This is a genomic window from Nocardia miyunensis NBRC 108239 (assembly GCF_001613065.1).
GTDB classification, from domain to species: domain Bacteria; phylum Actinomycetota; class Actinomycetes; order Mycobacteriales; family Mycobacteriaceae; genus Nocardia; species Nocardia miyunensis.
Genome location: NZ_BDBQ01000057.1, coordinates 65,087 through 86,200, shown reverse-complemented (window position 1 = coordinate 86,200; position 21,114 = coordinate 65,087). Strand labels below are relative to the sequence as shown.

The 21,114-nt window shown below is 66.7% G+C and carries 22 protein-coding genes; 9 read left to right on the top strand and 13 right to left on the bottom strand.

Annotated features, from left to right (window positions below):
* Positions 1-131: 131 nt before the first annotated feature.
* Entirely contained in the window at positions 132-848 is a 717-nt protein-coding gene (locus tag NM2_RS25110; protein WP_067673457.1) for an NUDIX hydrolase, read from the bottom strand.
* Between the two features lie 64 nt (positions 849-912).
* Positions 913-1,185, bottom strand: coding sequence for a hypothetical protein (locus NM2_RS25105; RefSeq protein ID WP_067673456.1), 273 nt, complete (start codon positions 1,183-1,185; stop codon positions 913-915).
* Positions 1,186-1,863: 678 nt separating this feature from the next.
* On the opposite strand from NM2_RS25105, the gene NM2_RS25100 reads away from it, so the two are divergent.
* From NM2_RS25100 to NM2_RS25090, 3 genes are all read left to right on the top strand, one after another.
* Positions 1,864-2,799: a lipase family alpha/beta hydrolase gene (locus tag NM2_RS25100; RefSeq protein WP_067673454.1), complete on the top strand. Its 936-nt coding sequence runs from the start codon at positions 1,864-1,866 to the stop codon at positions 2,797-2,799.
* 330 nt (positions 2,800-3,129) lie between these two features.
* Entirely contained in the window at positions 3,130-3,570 is a 441-nt protein-coding gene (locus NM2_RS25095; protein ID WP_067673451.1) for a MerR family transcriptional regulator, read from the top strand.
* Entirely contained in the window at positions 3,567-4,535 is a 969-nt protein-coding gene (locus NM2_RS25090) for an SDR family oxidoreductase (protein WP_067673449.1), read from the top strand. Before NM2_RS25095 ends, NM2_RS25090 begins: the two co-directional genes overlap by 4 nt.
* A gap of 232 nt (positions 4,536-4,767) precedes the next feature.
* Here the strand turns inward: NM2_RS25090 and mftF are convergent, their stop codons facing one another.
* On the bottom strand, positions 4,768-6,126 hold the full coding sequence (gene mftF / locus NM2_RS25085; protein ID WP_067673447.1) for a mycofactocin biosynthesis glycosyltransferase MftF: 1,359 nt from the start codon (positions 6,124-6,126) through the stop codon (positions 4,768-4,770).
* Between the two features lie 456 nt (positions 6,127-6,582).
* Here mftF and mftR2 point away from each other — a divergent pair, with 456 nt between their 5' ends.
* Positions 6,583-7,227, top strand: a complete 645-nt coding sequence (mftR2, locus tag NM2_RS25080; RefSeq protein ID WP_084531530.1) for a mycofactocin system transcriptional regulator MftR2 — start codon at positions 6,583-6,585, stop codon at positions 7,225-7,227.
* A gap of 58 nt (positions 7,228-7,285) precedes the next feature.
* Positions 7,286-8,359 (top strand): ferredoxin--NADP reductase, encoded by a 1,074-nt coding sequence (locus NM2_RS25075; protein ID WP_067673445.1) that lies wholly within the window; start codon positions 7,286-7,288, stop codon positions 8,357-8,359.
* Between the two features lie 195 nt (positions 8,360-8,554).
* Here NM2_RS25075 and NM2_RS25070 read toward each other — a convergent pair whose 3' ends face one another.
* Both NM2_RS25070 and NM2_RS25065 read right to left on the bottom strand, forming a co-directional pair.
* Entirely contained in the window at positions 8,555-9,331 is a 777-nt protein-coding gene (locus tag NM2_RS25070; RefSeq protein WP_067673443.1) for a glutamate racemase, read from the bottom strand.
* 74 nt (positions 9,332-9,405) lie between these two features.
* Positions 9,406-10,590, bottom strand: a complete 1,185-nt coding sequence (locus NM2_RS25065; RefSeq protein ID WP_067673440.1) for an NAD(P)/FAD-dependent oxidoreductase — start codon at positions 10,588-10,590, stop codon at positions 9,406-9,408.
* Positions 10,591-10,815: 225 nt separating this feature from the next.
* Between NM2_RS25065 and NM2_RS25060 the strand changes: the two genes are divergently transcribed.
* The 4 genes from NM2_RS25060 to NM2_RS25045 all read left to right on the top strand — a co-directional run bounded on the left by NM2_RS25060 (position 10,816) and on the right by NM2_RS25045 (position 14,510).
* The gene (locus NM2_RS25060) at positions 10,816-11,163 is read left to right on the top strand and encodes an SPW repeat domain-containing protein (protein WP_067673438.1); all 348 of its coding nucleotides are present in this window, start codon (positions 10,816-10,818) and stop codon (positions 11,161-11,163) included.
* Positions 11,163-11,792, top strand: coding sequence for a TetR/AcrR family transcriptional regulator (locus NM2_RS25055; RefSeq protein WP_157121295.1), 630 nt, complete (start codon positions 11,163-11,165; stop codon positions 11,790-11,792). Before NM2_RS25060 ends, NM2_RS25055 begins: the two co-directional genes overlap by 1 nt.
* A gap of 140 nt (positions 11,793-11,932) precedes the next feature.
* Positions 11,933-12,892, top strand: coding sequence for a type IV toxin-antitoxin system AbiEi family antitoxin domain-containing protein (locus NM2_RS25050; protein ID WP_067673436.1), 960 nt, complete (start codon positions 11,933-11,935; stop codon positions 12,890-12,892).
* Positions 12,893-13,001: 109 nt separating this feature from the next.
* On the top strand, positions 13,002-14,510 hold the full coding sequence (locus NM2_RS25045) for a hypothetical protein (protein WP_067673434.1): 1,509 nt from the start codon (positions 13,002-13,004) through the stop codon (positions 14,508-14,510).
* A gap of 39 nt (positions 14,511-14,549) precedes the next feature.
* Here the strand turns inward: NM2_RS25045 and NM2_RS25040 are convergent, their stop codons facing one another.
* From NM2_RS25040 to NM2_RS25005, 8 genes are all read right to left on the bottom strand, one after another.
* Entirely contained in the window at positions 14,550-14,951 is a 402-nt protein-coding gene (locus NM2_RS25040) for a DUF5615 family PIN-like protein (RefSeq protein WP_281182534.1), read from the bottom strand.
* Entirely contained in the window at positions 14,881-15,120 is a 240-nt protein-coding gene (locus NM2_RS52640; RefSeq protein WP_067673431.1) for a DUF433 domain-containing protein, read from the bottom strand. Before NM2_RS52640 ends, NM2_RS25040 begins: the two co-directional genes overlap by 71 nt.
* Before the next feature lie 133 nt (positions 15,121-15,253).
* A complete protein-coding gene (gene tuf / locus NM2_RS25030) occupies positions 15,254-16,444 on the bottom strand; it encodes an elongation factor Tu (RefSeq protein ID WP_067673430.1) in 1,191 nt (396 codons plus the stop codon).
* Between the two features lie 133 nt (positions 16,445-16,577).
* On the bottom strand, positions 16,578-18,680 hold the full coding sequence (gene fusA / locus NM2_RS25025) for an elongation factor G (RefSeq protein WP_067673429.1): 2,103 nt from the start codon (positions 18,678-18,680) through the stop codon (positions 16,578-16,580).
* Positions 18,681-18,868: 188 nt separating this feature from the next.
* The gene (gene rpsG, locus NM2_RS25020; RefSeq protein WP_067673427.1) at positions 18,869-19,339 is read right to left on the bottom strand and encodes a 30S ribosomal protein S7; all 471 of its coding nucleotides are present in this window, start codon (positions 19,337-19,339) and stop codon (positions 18,869-18,871) included.
* 1 nt (position 19,340) lies between these two features.
* Positions 19,341-19,715 (bottom strand): 30S ribosomal protein S12, encoded by a 375-nt coding sequence (gene rpsL, locus NM2_RS25015; protein WP_014353064.1) that lies wholly within the window; start codon positions 19,713-19,715, stop codon positions 19,341-19,343.
* A gap of 286 nt (positions 19,716-20,001) precedes the next feature.
* Positions 20,002-20,538 carry a DUF3558 domain-containing protein gene (locus NM2_RS25010; protein ID WP_067673426.1) on the bottom strand — a complete coding sequence of 179 codons (537 nt, stop codon included), beginning with the start codon at positions 20,536-20,538 and terminating at the stop codon, positions 20,002-20,004.
* 8 nt (positions 20,539-20,546) lie between these two features.
* Positions 20,547-21,080 carry a DUF3558 domain-containing protein gene (locus tag NM2_RS25005; RefSeq protein ID WP_067673424.1) on the bottom strand — a complete coding sequence of 178 codons (534 nt, stop codon included), beginning with the start codon at positions 21,078-21,080 and terminating at the stop codon, positions 20,547-20,549.
* Between the last annotated feature and the right edge of the window lie 34 nt (positions 21,081-21,114).

Sequence of the window (21,114 nt, the reverse complement as noted above, 5' to 3'; positions counted from 1 at the left end):
ACACCATGTTCCCGCCTTCCTCCACGAATTCCCCCGCTGTCCGCCAGAGCGTAGAAATGCCGTCTGGCAGGCTCACTGTGCCTCGACTGGGAACATGCTGTGCGAGACATATGCCCACGGGAGGGTACGGGTCAGGCGGCCTGCGGCCGCATCATCGGCGGGCGCAGCGCCAGAGCCGGACCGGCCCGGTACAACTGGGCGGGACGCCCGCCGTCGCGGGTGCTGGTCCGCCCGGTCGCCTCGACGAATCCGGCGGTACTGGTGACCTTGCGGTGGAAGTTGCGCGGATCGATCGCGGTACCCCACACCACTTCGTACACCCGCCGCAACTCGGCCACGGTGAACTCGCGGCCGCAGAACGCGGTGGCCAGCGGGGTGTACTCGAATTTGGCCCGAGCGCGCTCGACGCCGTCGGCCAGGATTCGATGATGGTCGAAGGCCAGCCGCCCGGGATCGGCCAGAATCTGCTCGGCCGACCAGATCGCGGCGGCCGTGGCATCCCCACCCGCGGTGGGCGCGGGCAGATTCGGCACCAGCGCGAGATAGGTGGTGCTGATCACCCGGCCGCGAGGATCGCGCCCCGGTTCGCCGTAGGTGGCGAGTTGCTCGAGATGCATCCGGTCCGCGCGGATGCCGGTCTCTTCGCGAAGCAGCCGCACGGCCGCCGCCGAGAGGCTCTCATCGGTCTGCACGAATCCGCCCGGCAACGCCCACCTGCCTCGATACGGCGCGTACAACCGCTGTACGAGCAGGGCACACAGGGTGTCGTTGGGCGCGTTTCGAGCGCCGAGGGTGAGCACGACGAGATCGACGGCGACCGCCGCGTTGAGGCGAAAAGCATTGCCCATGATCGAGATTGTAATCGTCACCCTGACGATAACATCGGGTGCGGCAACGCTTCCGGTCGAATGATCAGTTCATCGCGACGGGCATGAACGGTGCGTAGTCACGCACATGCCCTTCCACCCAATCCCACAGCGACACCGGATCCACGGCGACGCCACGCTGCAGGATCAACCGCCAGCCCTGCGCCTCCTTCTCCCACACATCTCCGTCACGGTCCAGGTAATATCCCGCCGCACTCGGTTCGGCGGATCCACTGTCGCTAAACACCAGCACATCTCCTGACTGTTGTTCCACCAGGATCTCCGCGGCGTCTCGCCGCCGGTTCCAGCTCTGGCTCATACAGCGCACCCCTTCGTACGAAAATCTCGGAACGTATTCCGAGACACCCTTCCGAACAACTTCGGATCGAATTAATGCCAACCTTCAACTCAGGACCAACAGCGTATGCCGACATTAACAAAACCTGCCCGCACCTTGGGTTACGTTCGAGATACAGCCCTCCATCGAGTCCAATCGGAAGGTTTGCCGACGGGAAATTAGTAATGCTCTGAGCCTGCCGATTTGCCCGAATGCACTCATGACCGGCCGGGGTGACACGGCAACAAGTCTCCGGCGATGTTTCCGCCACTTGATTACATGCACGACTCACAGAGATGTAAGTAGATTGAAGAATTACGTTTTCATAAATATTCAGCAACTATACGGCATGCACCGCGCGTATATTTTCCGACCGAATCGGCCGCCGCGCGGCCGCAGGCGCCGCACCCGGACGCGCGCGACCGCGCGGGCCCGCGATCTCCGAACGCACCCCTTCCAGCGGCGCGTTTGCGTCACCACGCCGTATGCCCATTGACATGGGCGGATGACGCTGGTGCGATAAGGGGCAGTTTCGGGGGGTGGCCCGATGCACGGGTGTCAGGGGGCCCATCCCGCACGGAGTCCGATGTCGGCGTCACGGTGCGCCGGTCTCACACCGGGCCGGGATGGTTCGGACAGTATCGAAAGGCTGTGCCGTAGATGAGGACAACAACATCGCGCGCTGGAATCGCGCTGCTGGGCACCGTCCTGGCGGGGGTGGTGGCGATCGCGGCCACACCGGCCGCCGCGGCGCCGAGCGGCCCGCCGACAGCGCCCGCTATCCAATCGCCGGTCCGGATCGACACCTCGACCATTCCGGCGGGCACCGTGATCGACCCCCCGGTGAACTGCACGCCGGGTCCGCATCGGCCGCATCCGGTGGTCGTCCTGCCCGGGGCCGACGGCACCACCGATCAGACCGCGGCGCAATGGAATCCGATGCTGACCGCGTTGCGCGCCGACGGCGGCTGCGCGTTCGTGTTCCAGGGCGGCATCATCAAGGGCCAGCGCTGGGCCGGTGACGTGCCCAGCGAGGCGCGGCAGGTCGCCGATTTCATCACGAAGGTCCGCACCGCCACCCGCGCGGACAAGGTCGACATCGTCGCGCATTCGGCGGGAACCTTCGTCGCCCAGTACTACCTCAAGGTGCTCCGCGGGGCATCCTCGGTCCGCGACGCGGTACTGCTCGCGCCCGAATCACGCGGCTGCGACGGCGCGGGCCTGCTCGCCCAGTACGGCATCACGAACCCGCCGATGACGCCGGTCCAGGCGGCGGAGGTCGCACCATATCTGGTGTCCGCGTTGACGATCATGTTCCCCGGTATGGCGCCCGCCATGCAGATGTCCCCCACCTCCGAGGTGTACAAGGCGGTCTTCGACGGCACGGTCACCCAGCCCGGGGTGCGCTATTCGATCCTGGCCACCCGCCACGATCGCATCGCCACCCCCGCGGTGAGCTGCTCGCGGATCGATGAGCCGGGGGTGGTGAACGTCGTGTACGAGGACCGCTTCCCCACCGCACCCGCAGTCGATCACTCCACCCTGCGCTCGAGCCCCGAGAGCACCGCATGGGTGGTCGAGCAACTGCGGTCGTGACACGCGAGCCGGAACGCCGAATCGATCAATCCGCGGTGCGATCCCCCCATGAACCTCCGCCGGTGCCGCACCTTCCCCGGGACCGGCACCGGCGAAGCATTCGGTGACCCCGCCCACACCCGTGGACGCACCCCTGCCACCTCACAATCCAGACTACGCGCCCATCCCGGCCCGCGACCCTCGCACAGCACCGCCACTCAGCTGCCGAAATACCGAACCAGGCATGCCCTTTCCCGCGAGAGTCCGTCGAGCCGACCCATCGGGCGCCCGACCCGGATCTCGTTGGCGAACCCTTGACTTCAAGCGCTTGAAGTCTGTTTTCCTGCATATATGTCATTCACCATCCAGGACGCCGCCCGGCGCAGCGGGCTGAGCGAACCGACACTGCGCTATTACGAACAGGTCGGGCTGATCGGCCCGGTCGACCGCGATCCCAGCAGCGGACACCGCCGGTATCGCGAGGAGGACCTCGACACCCTGCAGGTTCTGGCCTGCCTGCGGGCCGTGGGCCTGGGCATCGCGGAGATGCGCACCTATCAGGCGAACCGCACTCGAGGCCACGCCGCGGCCGGTGAACAGCGCGATCTGCTGTTGCGTCATGCCGAGCGGATCGAGGCCGAGATCGCCACGCTGCACGTCCATCTCGACTACCTGCGCGCGAAGGCCGCGCTGTGGGATGCCCGCGATCACCGCGACGCCGCCGCCGAAGCCGAGGCGAACGAGCGAGTGCAGGGCATGTACCCCCGACTGGAAGCGATGGTGCTGCAATGAACCGCGTACTCGTGACCGGCGGAACCGGTTATCTGGGCACCCAACTGATCGCCGCACTGCTGCGCGAGGGTCGCCCGGTCCGCACGACGGTGCGTTCACTCGAATACGAGGCGCAGGTACGCGCGGCGGTTCGTCGCGGCGGCGCGGACGACGGCGACCTCGAGATCGTCGCCGCCGGGCTGACCGCCGACGACGGCTGGGCCGATGCCACCGCCGGCTGCGAGGAGATACACCACACCGCCTCCCCGATGATCCAGCCCCAGGATCCGGACGAGGTGATCGTCCCCGCGCGCGACGGTGCCTTGCGCGTACTGCGGGCCGCACGGGACTCGGGCGCGCGACGGGTCGTGCTGACCTCGTCGTTCGCGGCGATCGGCTATTCGCCCAAACCCGGCGCGGAGTACACCGAAGAGGATTGGACCGATCCCGATACGCCCGGTCTGGCCCCCTACCCGCGGTCCAAGGCGATCGCCGAACTCGCCGCGTGGGATTTCGCCGAACGTGAGGGCGGCGAGACCGAACTGGTCACGGTCAACCCCACATTCATCCTCGGTCCCACCCTGATCGCGCAGGTGCGTTCGTCATTGGGACTGACCAAATCGATGCTCGACGGAACGATGTCCGCCGCACCGCGTCAACGTTTCGGCGTGGCCGACGTCCGCGACGTCGCCGATCTGCACATCCGCGCGATGGCCGCACCCCAGGCCGCGGGCAAACGCTATCTGGCCCTGGCCGACGGCCCGACGATCAGCTTCCTGGAAATGGCTCGAATCCTGCGCGACCGACTCGGCCCGCTGGCCACCCGGGTCCCGACCGAGGAGGTCCCCGGCGCCGAGCCGCCCCGCCTGATCATCCACAACGACCGCGCCCAGGCCGAACTCGGCTGGTCCCCCCGCCCGGCCGAAACCACGATCGTGCAAACCGCCGAAAGCCTGCGCGACCTCGGCCTACTCGACCACCGATAACCAGCAGCGACACGTCCCATCAAAGCGCGACATGCGCTCCCGCCGAGCCCCGCCCGGAGCGAGCCTTCGAGCGACGAGCCTCGGGGGCCGCGAACACGCCGGAGCGAAGCGGACGAATGTCGAACAGCGTCCATCAAAGCGCGACATGTGCTCCCCCCGAGCCCCGCCCGGAGCGAGCCTTCGAGCGACGAGCCTCAGGGGCCGCGAACACGCCGGAGCGAAGCGGAGGCCATCAAACACGGCACCAGCCCATCCACAGGCCCGTGCCGTAGGCGAGGTCGTCGAGACGTTTGCAGATCAGATAGCGCACGGGGTCCAGGCCGCCGGAGTCGCGGTGGGTGAACCAGTCGGCGAGACCGTCGGCGGCGGCCATGGTGAAGGCGAATCGGCGCAGCCGGGCGGAGAAGATCATGGCCACCAGGGTGATCGGCCAGTAGTCGCGGCACATCGCCGAGACGATGCGCCACACACCACCGGAGTAGCCGCGCGCCAGAGCAAGCGCGGCCACTCTGGTCGGATGGTCGAGTTCGGCGAAGACCCGGCGCAGGCGGACCAGTGCGGCGGCGAGGGTCACCACCGCGCCCAGCACACTCACGCGAGAGGCGATCCCCAGTAGGACCGTCGCGACGACCGCCCACAGCGGCACCGATCGCGGGGCCGCGGTCCCGGGATGCCGACGCGCCAGCGGAGCGACCCCCGCACCGTGGGATACCTTGCGCCCGAACCACTTTCCGAACGACACCGGATGATCGCAGGCGACGTGCGCGGCCGGCTCGTAGCGCAACCGCCACCCGGCCTGCTCCAACCTGCGGCACAGGTCGATCTCGACCGCGGAGAACATCTCCTCGTCGAATCCGCCCTCGGTCAGCACCGCGCGACGCCGCACCAGCAACGCCGCCCCCGGCACATAGGACACCGCACCGCGCGAGCTCACCTCGGCCTCGCGCCGACCCCGGTCCAGCGAGGAACGGGTCTGCTCGTATCGGCCCAGCACGGTGGCGGCCGGTTCCCGCGCGACGATGCGCGGCGCGACCAGTGCCACCTCGGGATCGCTGAAATGCCCGAGCATCACCTCGAGCCATCCGGCCCGGGGCACCACGTTCGAATCCAGGAAGGCCACGAATTCGGTTGTGGCCGCGCGTAATCCGGAATTGCGCGCGGCCGCCTGGCCCTGACGGTGATCGTGCCGCAGCACGGTCACCCGGCATCGGCCGCCGGTGCGCGGGATGGCCACCGGCTTGTCCGATCCGTCGTCCACGATCACCACGCTGTGCCCACGCAGGGTGCGCAGCAGGCGTCCCAGACCGTCGGTGTCGTTGTGCAGCGGCACCACCACGGTCACCTCCTCCGGACGCGGCAGCAGACGTGGGCGCGGGTTGCCGATCCCGGCATCGAGCAGCCGTCTGGCAACCACGGCGGACTTGGGATCGGTCACCTCGAGGTACCCGTCGCCGATCAGGGCGGCGGCATCCGGCGCGAGTCGCAGCAACCTCGTCGGCGAATCACCGACGAGGAACCGTCCACCGGAATACGCGCGCACCCTGGGATCGATCCGCACCCCGAACCCGTCGGGCAGTCGCTGATGGCGCATTCCGGAAATGTTATGCGCTGTCAGTCGTTCCGGTGCACGGTGTCCGGAAAACGGATCGCATTCGGCACGAATACCCCCGGTAGCAACCCTGCCGCCCGGCGACCCGCCGTGACGCATCGGATGGACATCAATAGCTATTGTGCCGCAAACAAACTCTCCGGCGTGTCGGATCACATTGTGGCATCGAACAGTTCACAACTGGCTAATGCAATCGTGCACCCGCACGAATGTGCGCGACCGGTGAGTGGCACACAATCGAACCTCGGCCGGGCCACGCGCTCTAGACTTCGGAGAGAAAGCACGGTGAACAGCTACAGGACGGGTACGCCGCCGAATGAGCGGGCAGAGCCGGAGGCGGCAGCGGAGTGTAACCACGCAGGCCCCCGCTCATTCCGGAAAGGACCCAGCATGAGCGGACCACCGGCACAGTCTCGAGGCGCTATGGGAGTCGGACGGATGCAGACCAGTGGGGGCCGTAATGCCGCAGGCGCAGCCAATCAGACGCTGTCGGAATCGGAGATCGTAGAGGCCGCGCTGCGCGTCGTGCGACAGGACGGCGTGGAGAAGTTGTCGATGCGGCGGTTGTCGCGCGAACTCGGCGTCTCTCCGATGGCCCCGTACTACTACGTCGCCGATAAACGCGAACTGCTCGATCTGGTGGCCACCGCCGCATTGACCGGAGTGCGCAAACCGCTCCGGGAATCTGGTCCGTGGCAGCAGCGCCTGCGCGAACTGGTCGATCAGATCGACGAGAAACTGCGGAAACATCCGGGGCTCGGCGATGTGCTCATCGAACAGATGCTGGGCAAACAGCTGGATCTGATCGGCGCTGTGATGGAAATCCTGTCCGATGCCGGATTCGACGATCGCGCCGTGCTCTCCGCCTATGCGACGATTCATACGTATCTGTTCGGCCGCAGGCGAGTCAATCCGCGTGACCGTGGCGCGCTGGCCGATGCGACATTGCCCGATGCCATGGCTCGCGCCTTCAAGCACATCGGCGACCTACGCGAACGTTATTCCTACGACTTCGGCATGGACGTGCTGATCTCCGGACTGGAGGCCCAGCTTGTCCGCCGGCAACAGGGCTGCGTATCATGAAACTAGAACACGTTCTAGTTTGCTGTTTTCGCATGAACGCCCGGCCCGAGAGGACGTTATGACCACCGCCGACCCTCGACCCGACCCCGATGCACCGCACAGCTCGCGCTCGGTGGTGCTGCGTGTATCCGAGGTCATCACCGAGACGGCCGATGCCTGTTCGCTGGTCTTCGAGGTGCCCGCGGAGCTGCGTGAGCGATTCGAGTACCAGCCCGGTCAGTTCCTCACCCTGCGCATCCCCAGCGAGCTGACCGGCTCGGTGGCGCGGTGCTACTCCCTGGCCAGCTCGCCGCACACCGACGACGCCCCGAAGGTCACCGTCAAGCGCACGCCCGACGGATACGCCTCGAATTGGATCTGCGACAACATCCGCGCCGGGGACAGCATCGAGGTGCTGCCGCCCTCGGGCGTGTTCACCCCGAAGGATCTGGACGAGGATCTGCTGCTGTTCGGCGCGGGCAGCGGAATCACGCCGGTCATGTCGATCCTGAAATCTGCGCTGGCCGGTGGCAGCGGCCGCATCACGCTGATCTACGCGAACCGCGACGCCGAATCGGTCATCTTCGCCGAGGAACTGCGCGAACTCGCCGACAAACATCCGCAGCGGCTGGTGATCGTGCACTGGCTCGAAACCCTGCAGGGCCTGCCGACCGTGGAGAAGCTGGCCGCGCTCGCCCGGCCCTTCGCCGAGCACCGGGCGTTCATGTGCGGGCCCAAACCGTTCATGGACGGTGTGCACGACGCCCTGGCCCAGCTCGGCGTACCGCGCAACCGCACCCATGCCGAGGTCTTCAATTCCCTTGCCGGAGACCCGTTCGCGGACGCGGAGCCCGAGGAGGTCAGCGAGGCGGAGGCCGCCGAAGCCGCCACGGTCGACGTGGAACTCGACGGCGAGGTGCACAACCTACAGTGGCCGCGCAGCAAGACCCTGGTCGACATCATGCTGAGCAAGGGCCTGGACGTGCCCTACTCCTGCCAGGAGGGCGAATGCGGCTCCTGCGCCTGCACCGTGCTCGAGGGCAAGGTGGAGATGGACAACTCCGAGATCCTCGACCCGGAGGACATCGAGGCCGGATACATCCTGGGCTGCCAGGCGCACCCCGTCACCGACCACCTCAAAATACAGTTCTAATCGGCCTCCGCTCCGCTCGGCGTGTTCGCGGCCCCCAAGGCTCGCCGTTCAGAGAGCGCACGTCACCTATTTGTTGGGGACGCACGGTCACGTCACGTATTTGTCGGAACCTGAGGTTGGGATTCGAGCCTGGTCGTGAGCCGCCAGAGGCATCACTTCGACGGCTGACCCGACTCCGAGTTCGCGTTGTTGCGGTCAGGCGGTGATGACGTCGGCCGGTGCACCAAGAACGCGCCCCGCTTCGAAAGCCGATGCGCTGGTGGGTAGTTCGCCGGGGCGGCCGCTGTTGAAGACGGTGACCGCTCCCGAACCGGCGGTGGGCCGGCCGAGGGCGTCCGTGCGGCGGAGGGCCTGCGCGGCGACGGCCTCGGCGCTGTCGAACAGTCGCACGCCGGGCGGCAGCGCGGCCAGGATTGCATCCATGACCAGCGGGTAGTGGGTGCAGCCCAGGACGACGCCCTCGGTACCGGGCGGGGTCATCGCGGCGGCCTTCGCGATGGCCTCCTCGATGCCGGTGAGGTCGCCGCGATCGATGGAGTCGGCGAGCCCGTGGCAGGCCACGCCGGTCACCTCGGCGTCGCCGCCGAAGCGGGCGATCAGCTCGGCCTGATAGCGGCTCGCGGTCGTCGCGGCGGTCGCCCACACCGCCACCGTCGTGCAGACGGCGGCCGCGGGTTTGATCGCCGGAACGGTGCCGATCACCGGAACCCCCGGTCCGACCTCGGCGCGCACTTGTTCCAGGGCCGTCACGCTGGCGGTGTTGCACGGCAGCACGATGACCTCCGCACCCTGCTCGATCGACCGCCGGGTGGCGTTCAGCACCCGATCCACGACCCAGGATTCGGCCTTCGGACCCCACGGCGCGCCGTCGGGATCCAGTTGCAGCAGCAGGTCGAGATCGGGCCGCAGCCTGCGCAACCACGCTCCGGTGGTCAACAGTCCGAGGCCCGAATCGATCAGCGCGACAATCACACCCGTCACTGTATTAGTGACCGGAGTGCTCCCGTGCGCCGCACCCTGCTCATCAGCGGGACGAGCTGGGTCGTTCAGCCGACCCGCTCACCGGGACGGGTGTTGGCGACGAGTTCGGCGCGCATCTTCATCACCTTGCCCGCCTTGCCCGCGCCGACGACGGCCGTGAGCACACCGTCGGTGAGGTAGTGGGCGAGGAATTTGCGCCCGTCGTCCTCGACGATCCGGATCTCGTCCGCCCCGCGCGTCGAACCCAGGACCTGGATCTTCACCTCGTACTGGTCGCTCCACACATACGGCACACCGGCCGCGGGCCCCTCGGACCCCAGCAGCGCGGCGGCCAGCAGCTGAGCCTGTTCGCCCGCACTGGTCCAGTGCTCCACGCGACGATGCGCACCGCCGTGGCGCCAGGCCGCGACATCGCCGAGCGCCCAGACGTTCTCCACCGAGGTCCGGCCCGTCTCGTCGGCCAGGACGCCGCCACCCGCGGACCGATCGGCCAGCGGGATACCGGATTCGGCGAGCCAATCGGTCGCCGGAGCCGAGCCGACGCCGATGACCACGAGATCCGCATCGACGGTCGAGCCGTCCGACAGCCGCGCACCGCGCACCGCGTCATCCTCGACGACCAGCGACTCCAGACCCACGCCGCAGCGCAGATCGACGCCCTCGGCCCGATGCAGCCGCCCGACCAGCGCACCGACCTGCTCGCCCAGCGAGGCGGCCAGCGGTGTCGGCTGCGGTTCCACCAGTACGACCTCGACGCCGCGGGAGCGGAAACTGGCCGCCAGCTCGCAGCCGATGAAACCAGCGCCGACGACCAGCGCGCGGGACGCGCCGCTCAGCCCGTCGCGCAGACCGGCCGCGTCGTCGTGGCTGCGCAGCACGTGCACCCCGGATGCGTCGGGCAGGCCGGGAATCCGCTTGGGGCGCAGGCCCGTCGCGATGATCAGCCGGTCGTAGTCCAGGGCTTGTCCGTCGGTGAGCAGCAGCCGCCGCGCGACGATGTCCACGCCCGTGGCCGCGACGCCCAGGCGCAGCTCGATATCGTTCTCGGCGAAGAATTCGGCCGGGCGCAGTGTGGTGTCGTCGGTTTCCCCGCGCACGAACTGCTTGGACAGCGGCGGCCGATCGTAGGGCAGTCGTGCCTCGTCACCGACCAGAACCAGCCCGCCCTCGTATCCGGCGCGCCGGAGCTCCTCCGCGGCGCGCAGGCCGGACAGCCCCGCGCCGACGATCACGATCGGGTGGCCGGTCATCGGGTCACCCCGGACGTGGCACGGGCAATGGCGATCTCAGGTATCGAAAGGTGCACGATATCCAACTTATTCTAGAACGTGTTCTAATTTTGTCACTGTGATGACCAACACGTCCATACGCGTCGAATATTGCCACCCGATCGTGCCGGGACAGGTATTGATCGGGCGGTCAATCAGAGTTATACCGGAAATTGAACACAAATCACCGCCCTGAGGAGGCAAAACATGTTGACCGAATCCCGTGCGCAGGACTTCGTAGCAGTCGTGCTCGGTGTCTACACTGCACTGTCGCCGATATGGGTCGATCACAACGATCGGGCCATGTGGACGTTGATCGTGCTCGGTGTGCTCATCGCCCTGACCGGTCTGGCCCAGATGGCGCGTCCGGCGCTGTCCGGTTTGGACTACGCCATGGGCGTGCTGGGCGTGTTGCTGTTCATCGCCCCGTGGGTCATGGACTACAGCTCCTTCAACGGCGCGTCCTGGACGTCCTGGATCGTGGGCGTACTGACCGTCGTGGTCGCCGTCGCCGCACTTCCGCAAGTATCGGCGCGGATGCATACTGCTCACTGATGCAGATGCCCAAACCCCATCGAGCGGGGCGTCGCCGGAGCAAGAAGGTCGACGGCGACGCCCGCCAGCTCATCCTGGATGCCGCCGAAAGCCTGTTCGCGACACACGGATTCGACGCCACCGCGACCGCGGCGATCGCCACGACCGCGGGTGTGCCCAAGGGTCTGGTCTTCTATTACTTCCCGACCAAGGATTCGATCCTGTCGGCGCTGATGGCCGAGCGGATTCCGGCCAACCCGCTCGACGACATCGACGCCGTCGTCTCCCCGGGTGACCCGGCCAAGAGCCTGATCGCCCTGGACGCCGCGCTGAATCTGCGCGACCACCATTCCTCGGTACTGCGCGTCATCATGTGGCGCGAGGCCGACACCCATCCCGACGTCCGTAAACAGTTGCGGCGCATGCGCGATCAGCTGCTCGACATCACCGCGCGGGTGCTGCAGGCCAGTGCGCCGGGTCCGGTGCAGCCCGGCACGTTGCGCGCGTGCGCGGGCGCGTGGGTCTCGGCGATGCTGGCCATCGCCACCACCGACCGGCTGCACACCCTGGACGGCCTGAGCCTGCCGACCGCCGACGAGATCCTGAACATCTCACAGGTCGTCGCCGCGGGCATGACACATCTGGGCTGAGCTCTCGCCCACCGCTCGCAAGGCCGCCTTCCGGCGTGGCGAAACAGACCGCGAGACGGTGAATTATCCACACCCCCCGAGTTATCCACATTCGTCCCGAGGCGAGCCCGAAAGGGCCTGCGCGCACTGATGATCGACGTATGGGAACCCCGCAACCGATCTCTCGCCGCGACGCCCTCGCCGCCGGGCTGTCGGATTCCGATCTGCGCAGACTGTGTCGGCACGGCCTGTGGCATCGCGTCCGGACCGGGCACTATCTCGACGCGCCGGCCGAGATGCTCAGTGCGGTGGACCGGCATCGAGCACTGATCCGGGCGACGATCGCCGCAACCGCCGATGTCGCGGTGGTGAGCCATGTTTCGGCGCTGATCGGGCACGATCTGCCCACCTGGCGGATTCGGCTGGATCGCGTCCATCTGACCCGCACCCGCCGCAACGGCGCGCGGATCGGCCGCCTGCTCGTAGTGCACGCCGGGCAACTCGCGGCCGACGACGTCGTCGCGGTGGAGGGCATCCGCTACACCACCGCGGCGCGCACGATCGTCGACATCGCCCGCACCGAGGAGTTCGAGCAGGCGGTCGCGGCGGGTGACGCTGCCCTGCATCGCGGTGCGACGAGTGCGGCGCAGCTGCGCGAACAACTGCACCGGGCGCGGGCCCGCCCCGGCTACAAGCAAGCCGCGCAGGTCCTGACCTTCCTCGACGGCCGCAGCTCGGGTGTCGGCGAATCCCGGCTGCGGGTGGCGATGGCCGCGGCCCGGCTGCCCGCGCCCGAGGTGAAGGCCCGGATACTCAGTCCCGACAACAGTTTCGTCGCCCGCGTCGACTGCCTGTTTCCGGAGCTCGGCGTCGCCGCCGACTTCGATCCGAGCCCGGAGACGAGCCACGATCCGGACCGCACCGAGGCCGCCGGACGCGCCGCGTTCGCCACCGAACTGCGCGAAGACCGGCTGCGCGCGCTCGGCTGGATCCCGGTCCGATGGACCTGGGACGAGCTCGATGATCCCGAGGAGATCGAGCGTCGGATCACCGCCGCCGCCGAAGCCGCCGCCAGCCTCACCCGCCGAGGGAGGTGGGTTCCGGCACCCCGGCTCCGATGAATTCACACTGCTCGTATCTTCCCAGCTACCACGTGAATCGAGTGCGCCTGTGGATAATTCAGCGCCCCGCGGGGTCGCATACCACGGATGTGACGGTAAGAATGGCGATATGACCGACCCCGATTTCGCCAGTTTCGGAGAACCCAATCGTTCTCGCCCGGAGGGTTATCGCCTCACCCATCCTCGCAACGAGCAGGCGGCGGGATCGACCAATGGGCTCACCGGATTCGATCCGGGCAGGGGCAGCCTGGGCCGGCCGGAGGTCGCCGTGGGGTGGACTCCGGCCGATCCGGCTCCGGAATGGTCCACCGGCGCAACACCTTCGGTCGCCCCCGCACCGCCGCCACCCGGGAGCACCGGCGAGCGGGCGTACGGCCGGTCGGAATCGCTGATGTCCGCACCCGACTCGGTGGCCATCCGGCCCGATATCGGCACGGCCATAGCCGATTCGGGGACCATCGGGCGGCCACCCGAGAATTCTGCCGGTACGAACGGCCACCAATTCCCCACGGGGCCGACCGGTTCCACATTCTCCGCTTTCGACGCACCCACCGGTGAGAATGCGCGCAGCGCGAACCCCGCGCCGGCGCCCCCGCCTGCCGAATCGGCGCCCGCCGCACCGACTCCACCGCCTCCCGCAACCGAATTCAGTGCACCACCAGCACCGAAACCATCGAACCCGGCCCTCGATTCGGCCTTCCGCATCGATTCCGAACCGTCGGGAGAATCTTCCGGACTACCTCGGCGAACTCCCGGACTGCCGCACCGATTCACCGATTCCGAGGAGTCGGACTACGTGTACAGCCAGCCCATGGTGAATTTGCTGGACTCACAATTCGATTCACCACCGCCTGCCCGCCGCAAGTCCGGCGGATCCGGCAATCTGACCAATGGTTCGTCGTACACGTCGGCCGAATCCGATCAGTTCATCAATAATTCAGTGCTGGCAACCGTCGAACGCGAATCCACCGCGCCGAACGGCATCCCCGTGAATTCCGCCGAATTGGGCAGCCGCACAGGCGGTCCGACCCGCGCACCACTTCCCGAACGCACCGCACCGACGCCCGCCCCGGACGCGAATTCCACAGCACCCGCCCCGGCGTCGAACTCCACAGCCGCCGAACCCGCACCTCGCAACCGCACCGCCACCGGACTCACCGCCCCCGACCCCACCGCCGCGGTCGAAGCCCCCACCCCGCCGACCCCCGCCCCGCCGCGCAGCAGAATGAGCCGAAAGGCCGCCGAACGCGCCGCTGCCGAGGCCGCGGCGGCAACCGCATCGGATGATGAAACCCTCAGCAGCACATCCGGTTCCACAACGACGCGCCGCACGAGCACCCCGCTACGCACCGCCACCGAACCGCGCCGCACCCCACCGCAGGACGACGCCACCAAGAGCGTCGACGTCCACCTGATCATGCACTTGCTCCTGGCCAGCCGCACCCTGGAGAACATCGCCGACAAGGCCGAAGCGGGCGACGTCTCCCTCGAGGAGTTCATCCGCGCCGCCCGCCGCACCCGCAGCGCTGCAGTTGACCTCGTCTCCACCTGGTTCGGCGGCGCCGACCAGATGCGCCAATTCGCCGAGGCCCTCCTGGCCGCCTCCGACTCGGCGTGACCACGATCCATGCGGGCCTGCAATCGGCGTCAAGGTGCCTCAGCGCACCTCGATGAGCTTCTCGCCAGCCTCAACCATCGCAACAACGGTCGGCAGGATCGGAAGAATCGCTTCGAGCAGAGCCTTCCTCGAGCAGTTTCGAATTCTGATCCACACCACCGTAGGCGTCGATATCTCATCGCGCGCACGCCCGATCAGCACGAAATCCTCATCCTTCGTGATGATCACGGCACCACGACGCAATGCCTCGCCCCACACGGTGTGGTCCGATGCAGAAGTCAGGTCAATATCGCGAACATGGGTGGCGTCGTTCCCCTCGCTGGTTATCGCCCGCGCCAACGCCGGAGGCAGCTGTCGTCGACAAGGAACTTCACGAGGCTGTGCGCAGGATTGGATGATCTGATTCGGCCGCCGCGAAGGACAGGCAAGCACGAATGTCATCCCGCTCGAGGTACGGGTAGTCCTCGAGAATCGAATCCTCGCTCTCACCGGCGACCAAGAGCTCGAGCACGTCCTTCACCCTGATCCGCAAACCACGAATGCAGGGTCTACCCCCGAGTTGGTTCGGATCGAACGTAATCCTGGTCACCAAGCAAGCATACCGGTCCATGGCTAGCTGATTACCGGCGAAATCGTCGTCATGCAGCTGTCGCGGTTGTGAGACGGCTACCCGCCTACAGATGCGTGAAGGGCCGCTCCCCAAGGGGAACGGCCCTTCACGCGTAGTTCTGCCGAGGCAGGTCCTACTTGATGACCTTGGTGACGCGACCGGCGCCGACGGTGCGGCCACCCTCACGGATCGCGAAACGCAGGCCCTCTTCCATGGCGACCGGCTGGATCAGCTTGACGCTCATCTCGGTGTTGTCACCGGGCATGACCATCTCGGTGCCCTCGGGCAGGGTCACAACGCCCGTCACGTCAGTGGTACGGAAGTAGAACTGCGGACGGTAGTTGTTGAAGAACGGGGTGTGGCGGCCACCCTCGTCCTTCGACAGGATGTAGGCCTGACCCTCGAACTCGGTGTGCGGGGTGGTGGTGCCCGGCTTGATGACGACCTGGCCGCGCTCCACGTCCTCGCGCTTGATACCACGGATCAGCAGACCGACGTTGTCGCCCGCCTGGCCCTGGTCCAGCAGCTTGCGGAACATCTCGACACCGGTGACGGTGGTCTTGGTGGTGGTCGGGCGGATGCCGACGATCTCGACGTCCTCGTTCACGTTGACCACGCCGCGCTCGATACGGCCGGTGACGACGGTGCCACGACCGGTGATGGTGAACACGTCCTCGATCGGCATCAGGAACGGCTTGTCGGTCTCACGAACCGGGTCCGGGATCGACTCGTCGACCGCGTTCATCAGCTCGATGATCGACTCGCCCCACTTCTCGTCGCCCTCCAGCGCCTTCAGGCCGGAAACGCGGACGACCGGAGCGTCCTCGTCGAACTCCTGCGAGGCCAGCAGCTCGCGGACCTCCATCTCGACGAGCTCGAGGATCTCCTCGTCGTCGACCATGTCCGACTTGTTCAGCGCGACCAGGATGTAGGGCACGCCGACCTGACGGGCGAGCAGCACGTGCTCGCGAGTCTGCGGCATCGGGCCGTCGGTGGCCGCCACGACCAGGATCGCGCCGTCCATCTGCGCCGCACCGGTGATCATGTTCTTGATGTAGTCGGCGTGACCAGGGGCATCCACGTGGGCGTAGTGCCGCTTCTCGGTCTGGTACTCGACGTGGGAGATGTTGATCGTGATACCACGAGCCTTCTCCTCAGGCGCCTTGTCGATCTGATCGAACGCAAAGCTCTGGTTCAGGTCCGGGTACTTGTCGTGCAGAACCTTGGTGATAGCCGCCGTCAGCGTGGTCTTGCCGTGGTCGACGTGACCGATGGTGCCGATGTTGACGTGCGGCTTCGTCCGCTCGAACTTCGCCTTCGCCACTGTGGTGTCCTCCTGGACTTGTTGGTGCGTGCAGTTGCAGCAGTGCGGTGGAACATCCCCGCGAACACGGGGACTGGGGGTCTAGCTGACTCCCGGCTGATGGGGGCAAGTGTGCCACCTGCCCCCGATCGGACTATTCGCCGGTCGCCTTGGCGATGATCTCCTTCGACACGTTGGCCGGAACCTCCGCGTACGAGTTGAACACCATCGAGAAGTTCGCCCGGCCCTGCGTCTTGGAGCGCAGGTCACCGATGTAACCGAACATCTCGGAGAGCGGAACCAGCGCCTTGACGACACGGGCACCACTGCGTTCCTCCATGGCCTGAATCTGGCCACGGCGGGAGTTGAGGTCGCCGATCACATCGCCCATGTACTCCTCGGGCGTGGTGACCTCGACGGCCATCAGCGGCTCGAGGATCACCGGACCGGCCTTGCGCGCGGCCTCTTTCAGCGCCTGCGCACCCGCGATCTTGAACGCCATTTCCGAGGAGTCGACCTCGTGGTAGGCGCCGTCGAGCAGGCTCGCCTTCACGTTGACCAGCGGGTAACCAGCGAGGACACCGTACTGCATGGCGTCCTGGATACCGGCGTCCACCGAAGGGATGTACTCCTTCGGCACGCGGCCACCGGTGACCTTGTTCTGGAACTCGTAGGTCGCGCCGTCCTCGCCGCTGAACGGCTCGAGGGCGATGATCACACGAGCGAACTGACCCGAGCCACCCGTCTGCTTCTTGTGGGTGTACTCGTGCTTCTCGACCGGCTTGGTGATGGTCTCACGGTAGGCCACCTGCGGCTTACCGATATTGGCCTCGACCTTGAACTCGCGTTTCATCCGGTCGACGTAGATGTCGAGCTGCAGCTCGCCCATGCCGCCGATGACGGTCTGGCCGGTCTCCTGATCCAGCTCGACGTTGAAGGTGGGGTCCTCCTCCGCGAACTTCTGGATGGCGGTGCCCAGCTTCTCCTGGTCGGCCTTGGTCTTCGGCTCGATGGCCACCTTGATGACCGGGTCCGGGAACGTCATCGACTCGAGCACGATCTGGTTCTGCGGATCGCACAGGGTGTCACCGGTGGTGGTGTCCTTCAGGCCGATGACCGCGTAGATGTGGCCCGCCTGGGCCTCATCGATCGGCTGCTCCTTGTTGGAGTGCATCTGGAACAGCTTGCCCAGACGCTCCTTCTTGCCCTTGGTCGAGTTGATGACCTGAGCGCCGGAGGCGACCTTGCCCGAGTAGACGCGCACGTAGGTCAGCTTGCCGAAGAACGGGTGCGTCGCAACCTTGAACGCCAGCGCCGCGAACGGCTCGGTGACGTCGGCATTGCGGTGCAGGACCTCGTCTTCCTTGCCCGGGACGATGCCGTCGGTGCCACCGTCGTCCAGCGGGGTCGGCAGGTAGTCGATGACGGCGTCGAGCATGGGCTGCACGCCCTTGTTCTTGAACGCCGAACCGCACAGCACGGGGTAGAGCTCGGAGTTGACGGTCATCTTGCGGATGGCGCCCTTGATCTCCTCGACCGAGAGCTCCTCGCCGCCGAAGAACTTCTCCAGCAGCGCCTCGTCGGACTCCGCGACGGTCTCGAGCAGCTCCTGGCGGTACTGCTCGGCGCGCTCGGCCAGGTCGGCCGGGATCTCGATGGTCTCGTAGGACTCACCGAGCTTGGTCTCGCCCTTCCAGACCTTCGCGTTCATCTCGACCAGGTCGACGATGCCCTCGAAGTCGTTCTCCGCGCCGATCGGCAGCTGGATGACCAGCGGCTTGGCGCCGAGGCGGTCCTTGATCGTCTGCACGGTGAAGTAGAAGTCCGCGCCCAGCTTGTCCATCTTGTTGACGAAGCAGATACGCGGAACGTCGTACTTGTCCGCCTGCCGCCAGACCTGTTCGGACTGCGGCTCAACGCCCTCTTTACCGTCGAAGACGGCGACCGCACCGTCGAGCACACGCAGCGAGCGCTCCACCTCGACCGTGAAGTCGACGTGTCCGGGCGTGTCGATGATGTTGATCTGGTTGTCTTTCCAGAAGCAGGTCGTCGCGGCCGACGTGATCGTGATGCCGCGCTCCTGTTCCTGAGCCATCCAGTCCATCGTGGCCGCGCCGTCGTGGACCTCACCGATCTTGTAGGTGATACCGGTGTAGAAGAGAATGCGTTCGGTTGTCGTGGTCTTACCGGCATCGATGTGGGCCATGATGCCGATGTTGCGGACCTTGTGGAGGTCGGTGAGCACGTCCTGTGCCACGGAAATCTTCCCCGCTCTGCTTGTAGCGATCAGCTAGTTGGGATTTTCGGGAACAACCCGGCGGTGAGCCGGGAAATTCGACTCTGTCGGGGGTTCTGTCTGTACTACGCCGGACGCGGCCCGTAAGTGCCGCGTCCGGCTGCGACCAACCCTCCCGGCACCGTTTCAGCGGCGGGCCGGGTGGGCGATCACCAGCGGTAGTGCGCGAAGGCCCGGTTGGACTCGGCCATCTTGTGGGTGTCCTCGCGACGCTTCACCGAAGCGCCCAGGCCGTTGCTGGCATCGAGGAGCTCGTTCGCCAGACGCTCGACCATGGTCTTCTCACGACGCGCGCGGGAGTAGTTCACCAGCCAGCGCAGCGCCAGGGTGTTGGCGCGGCCCGGACGAACCTCGACCGGCACCTGGTAGGTGGCGCCACCGACACGACGAGGCTTGACCTCGAGGGCCGGCTTGACGTTGTCGAGCGCGCGCTTGAGGGTGACGACCGGGTCGGTGCCGGTCTTCTCGCGCGCCTGCTCCATGGCGCCGTAGACGATGCGCTCGGCGGTGGACTTCTTGCCGTCCAGCAGGATCTTGTTGACCAGCTGGGTGACCAGCGGCGACCCGTAGACCGGGTCGTTGATCAGCGGACGCTTGGGTGCGGGGCCCTTGCGCGGCATATCAGCTCTTCTCCTTCTTGGCGCCGTAGCGGCTGCGGGCCTGCTTGCGGTTCTTCACGCCCTGGGTGTCGAGCGAACCGCGGATGATCTTGTAGCGCACACCGGGAAGGTCCTTCACACGACCGCCGCGGACGAGCACCATCGAGTGCTCCTGCAGGTTGTGGCCCTCGCCGGGGATGTAGGCCGTGACCTCGACCGCGCTGGTCAGGCGAACACGCGCGACCTTGCGCAGCGCGGAGTTCGGCTTCTTCGGGGTCGTGGTGTACACGCGGGTGCACACGCCACGACGCTGCGGGCTCCCCTTCAGGGCCGCAGTCTTGGTCTTGGCGACCTTGTCGCGGCGACCCTTGCGGACCAGCTGGTTGATGGTTGGCATAGACCGGCTTTCCTCGTTAGTTACCAGGTGTCTGGAACTTCATGTGTCTGTTGTCGAGCCTTCACCCGTTCGCCCGGATCGCGTCACTCGCGTCCCGAGGTCGGGCGTGTCGCGCGCAGATCAGGGCCCGATTTTCGGGCATGTCTGAACGGTCGGCCGCTTTCGCTGGCTTACGTCCTGCACACAAACTTGCCCGCACGCTCCGGGCACAGCGATCCACGATACCCGTCGGCGCGCCGCGGAGCAAAAAGGGGTCCCGTCGGGGACACGTCGAACCAGGTCGCGATCACCGCGCCAGGTTCACCGTCAGCTCGACCAGTTTCTGCGCCGCGGCGCACGGATCGGTGTGGCCGCCCGGGTGGTAGTTGACCCACCATCCGACGATCCCGGTATCGGCGGCCGGGGTCATCACCCCGCACGCATCGGCGTCGTTGGGGCGGCGGATCTGCAGCGAGCGTCGGCCCTGCACGTTCACATTGGTCGAGGTGTAGCCGAGTTTGTCGTTCGTCGTCTTCTCGTTGGTCAGCGAGCCCATCTCGTACCAGTTCAGCGTGACCATGCCGTCGCCGCTGGGCGTCCCGCCCAGATTCCACATGCACACCGCGCCGTTGAACGAGCCCGTCGCTTGCTGCGCGCCGGTCGTCTTCACGATGTCGTCGTTCTTCACCACATCGCATTCGCGCAGCAGCTTGTCGAAGTTCGTACTGACGCCGCCACCGCCACCGGCCGGTTGAGCCGTGCCGGAAATGGTCTTTCCGCATCCACCGACCGACACACCGACGACCACCGCGAGCGCGGCGACGACAACGGACCGAGCCTTCATGGAGCTCCTCATTTCAATCGCTGCACGGTCAGCTCGGCGAGCTTGCGATTCTTGTCACACGGGGTGGCGTTGGCCGTGCCGAAAAGGCCGCTGGAGGTGGACCATTCGAAGAAGTCGTCACCGAGCTGCACCGCCAGATCGCAGATACTGCCGTCCGGGGTGGCGTCCTGGAAGCCCGTGTGCCCGCCCACATCGATGGTCTCGGGGTTGCGGCCCTGCGCGGTCACCCACGCCTTCTCCCGGCCCAGCGGACTGCCCCGGTAGGAGGCGAATGTGACGCTGGCGCCGTCCAATCCGGTCGCCTGCCAGTTGCAGCCGACCGAATTCTTGTACTCCGCCGAGATCTGGCCGAGCCCGCCGATATCGCGCACCTCGTCGTCGGTGACGCTGCCGCACTCACCGACGAAGGGCCCGAGTGCGGCCACCTTCATCGGCGGCCGCATCGACGAGGTGCTGCTGTTGGAGTCGCCCCCCGATCCACACGCCGTCAACAGCGCCATGATGGCCGCCCCCGTGACGAGCGCCGACGTCATCCTCCGCATGCGCCGAAGTGTAGTAGTTGATCCTGTCCGGCTG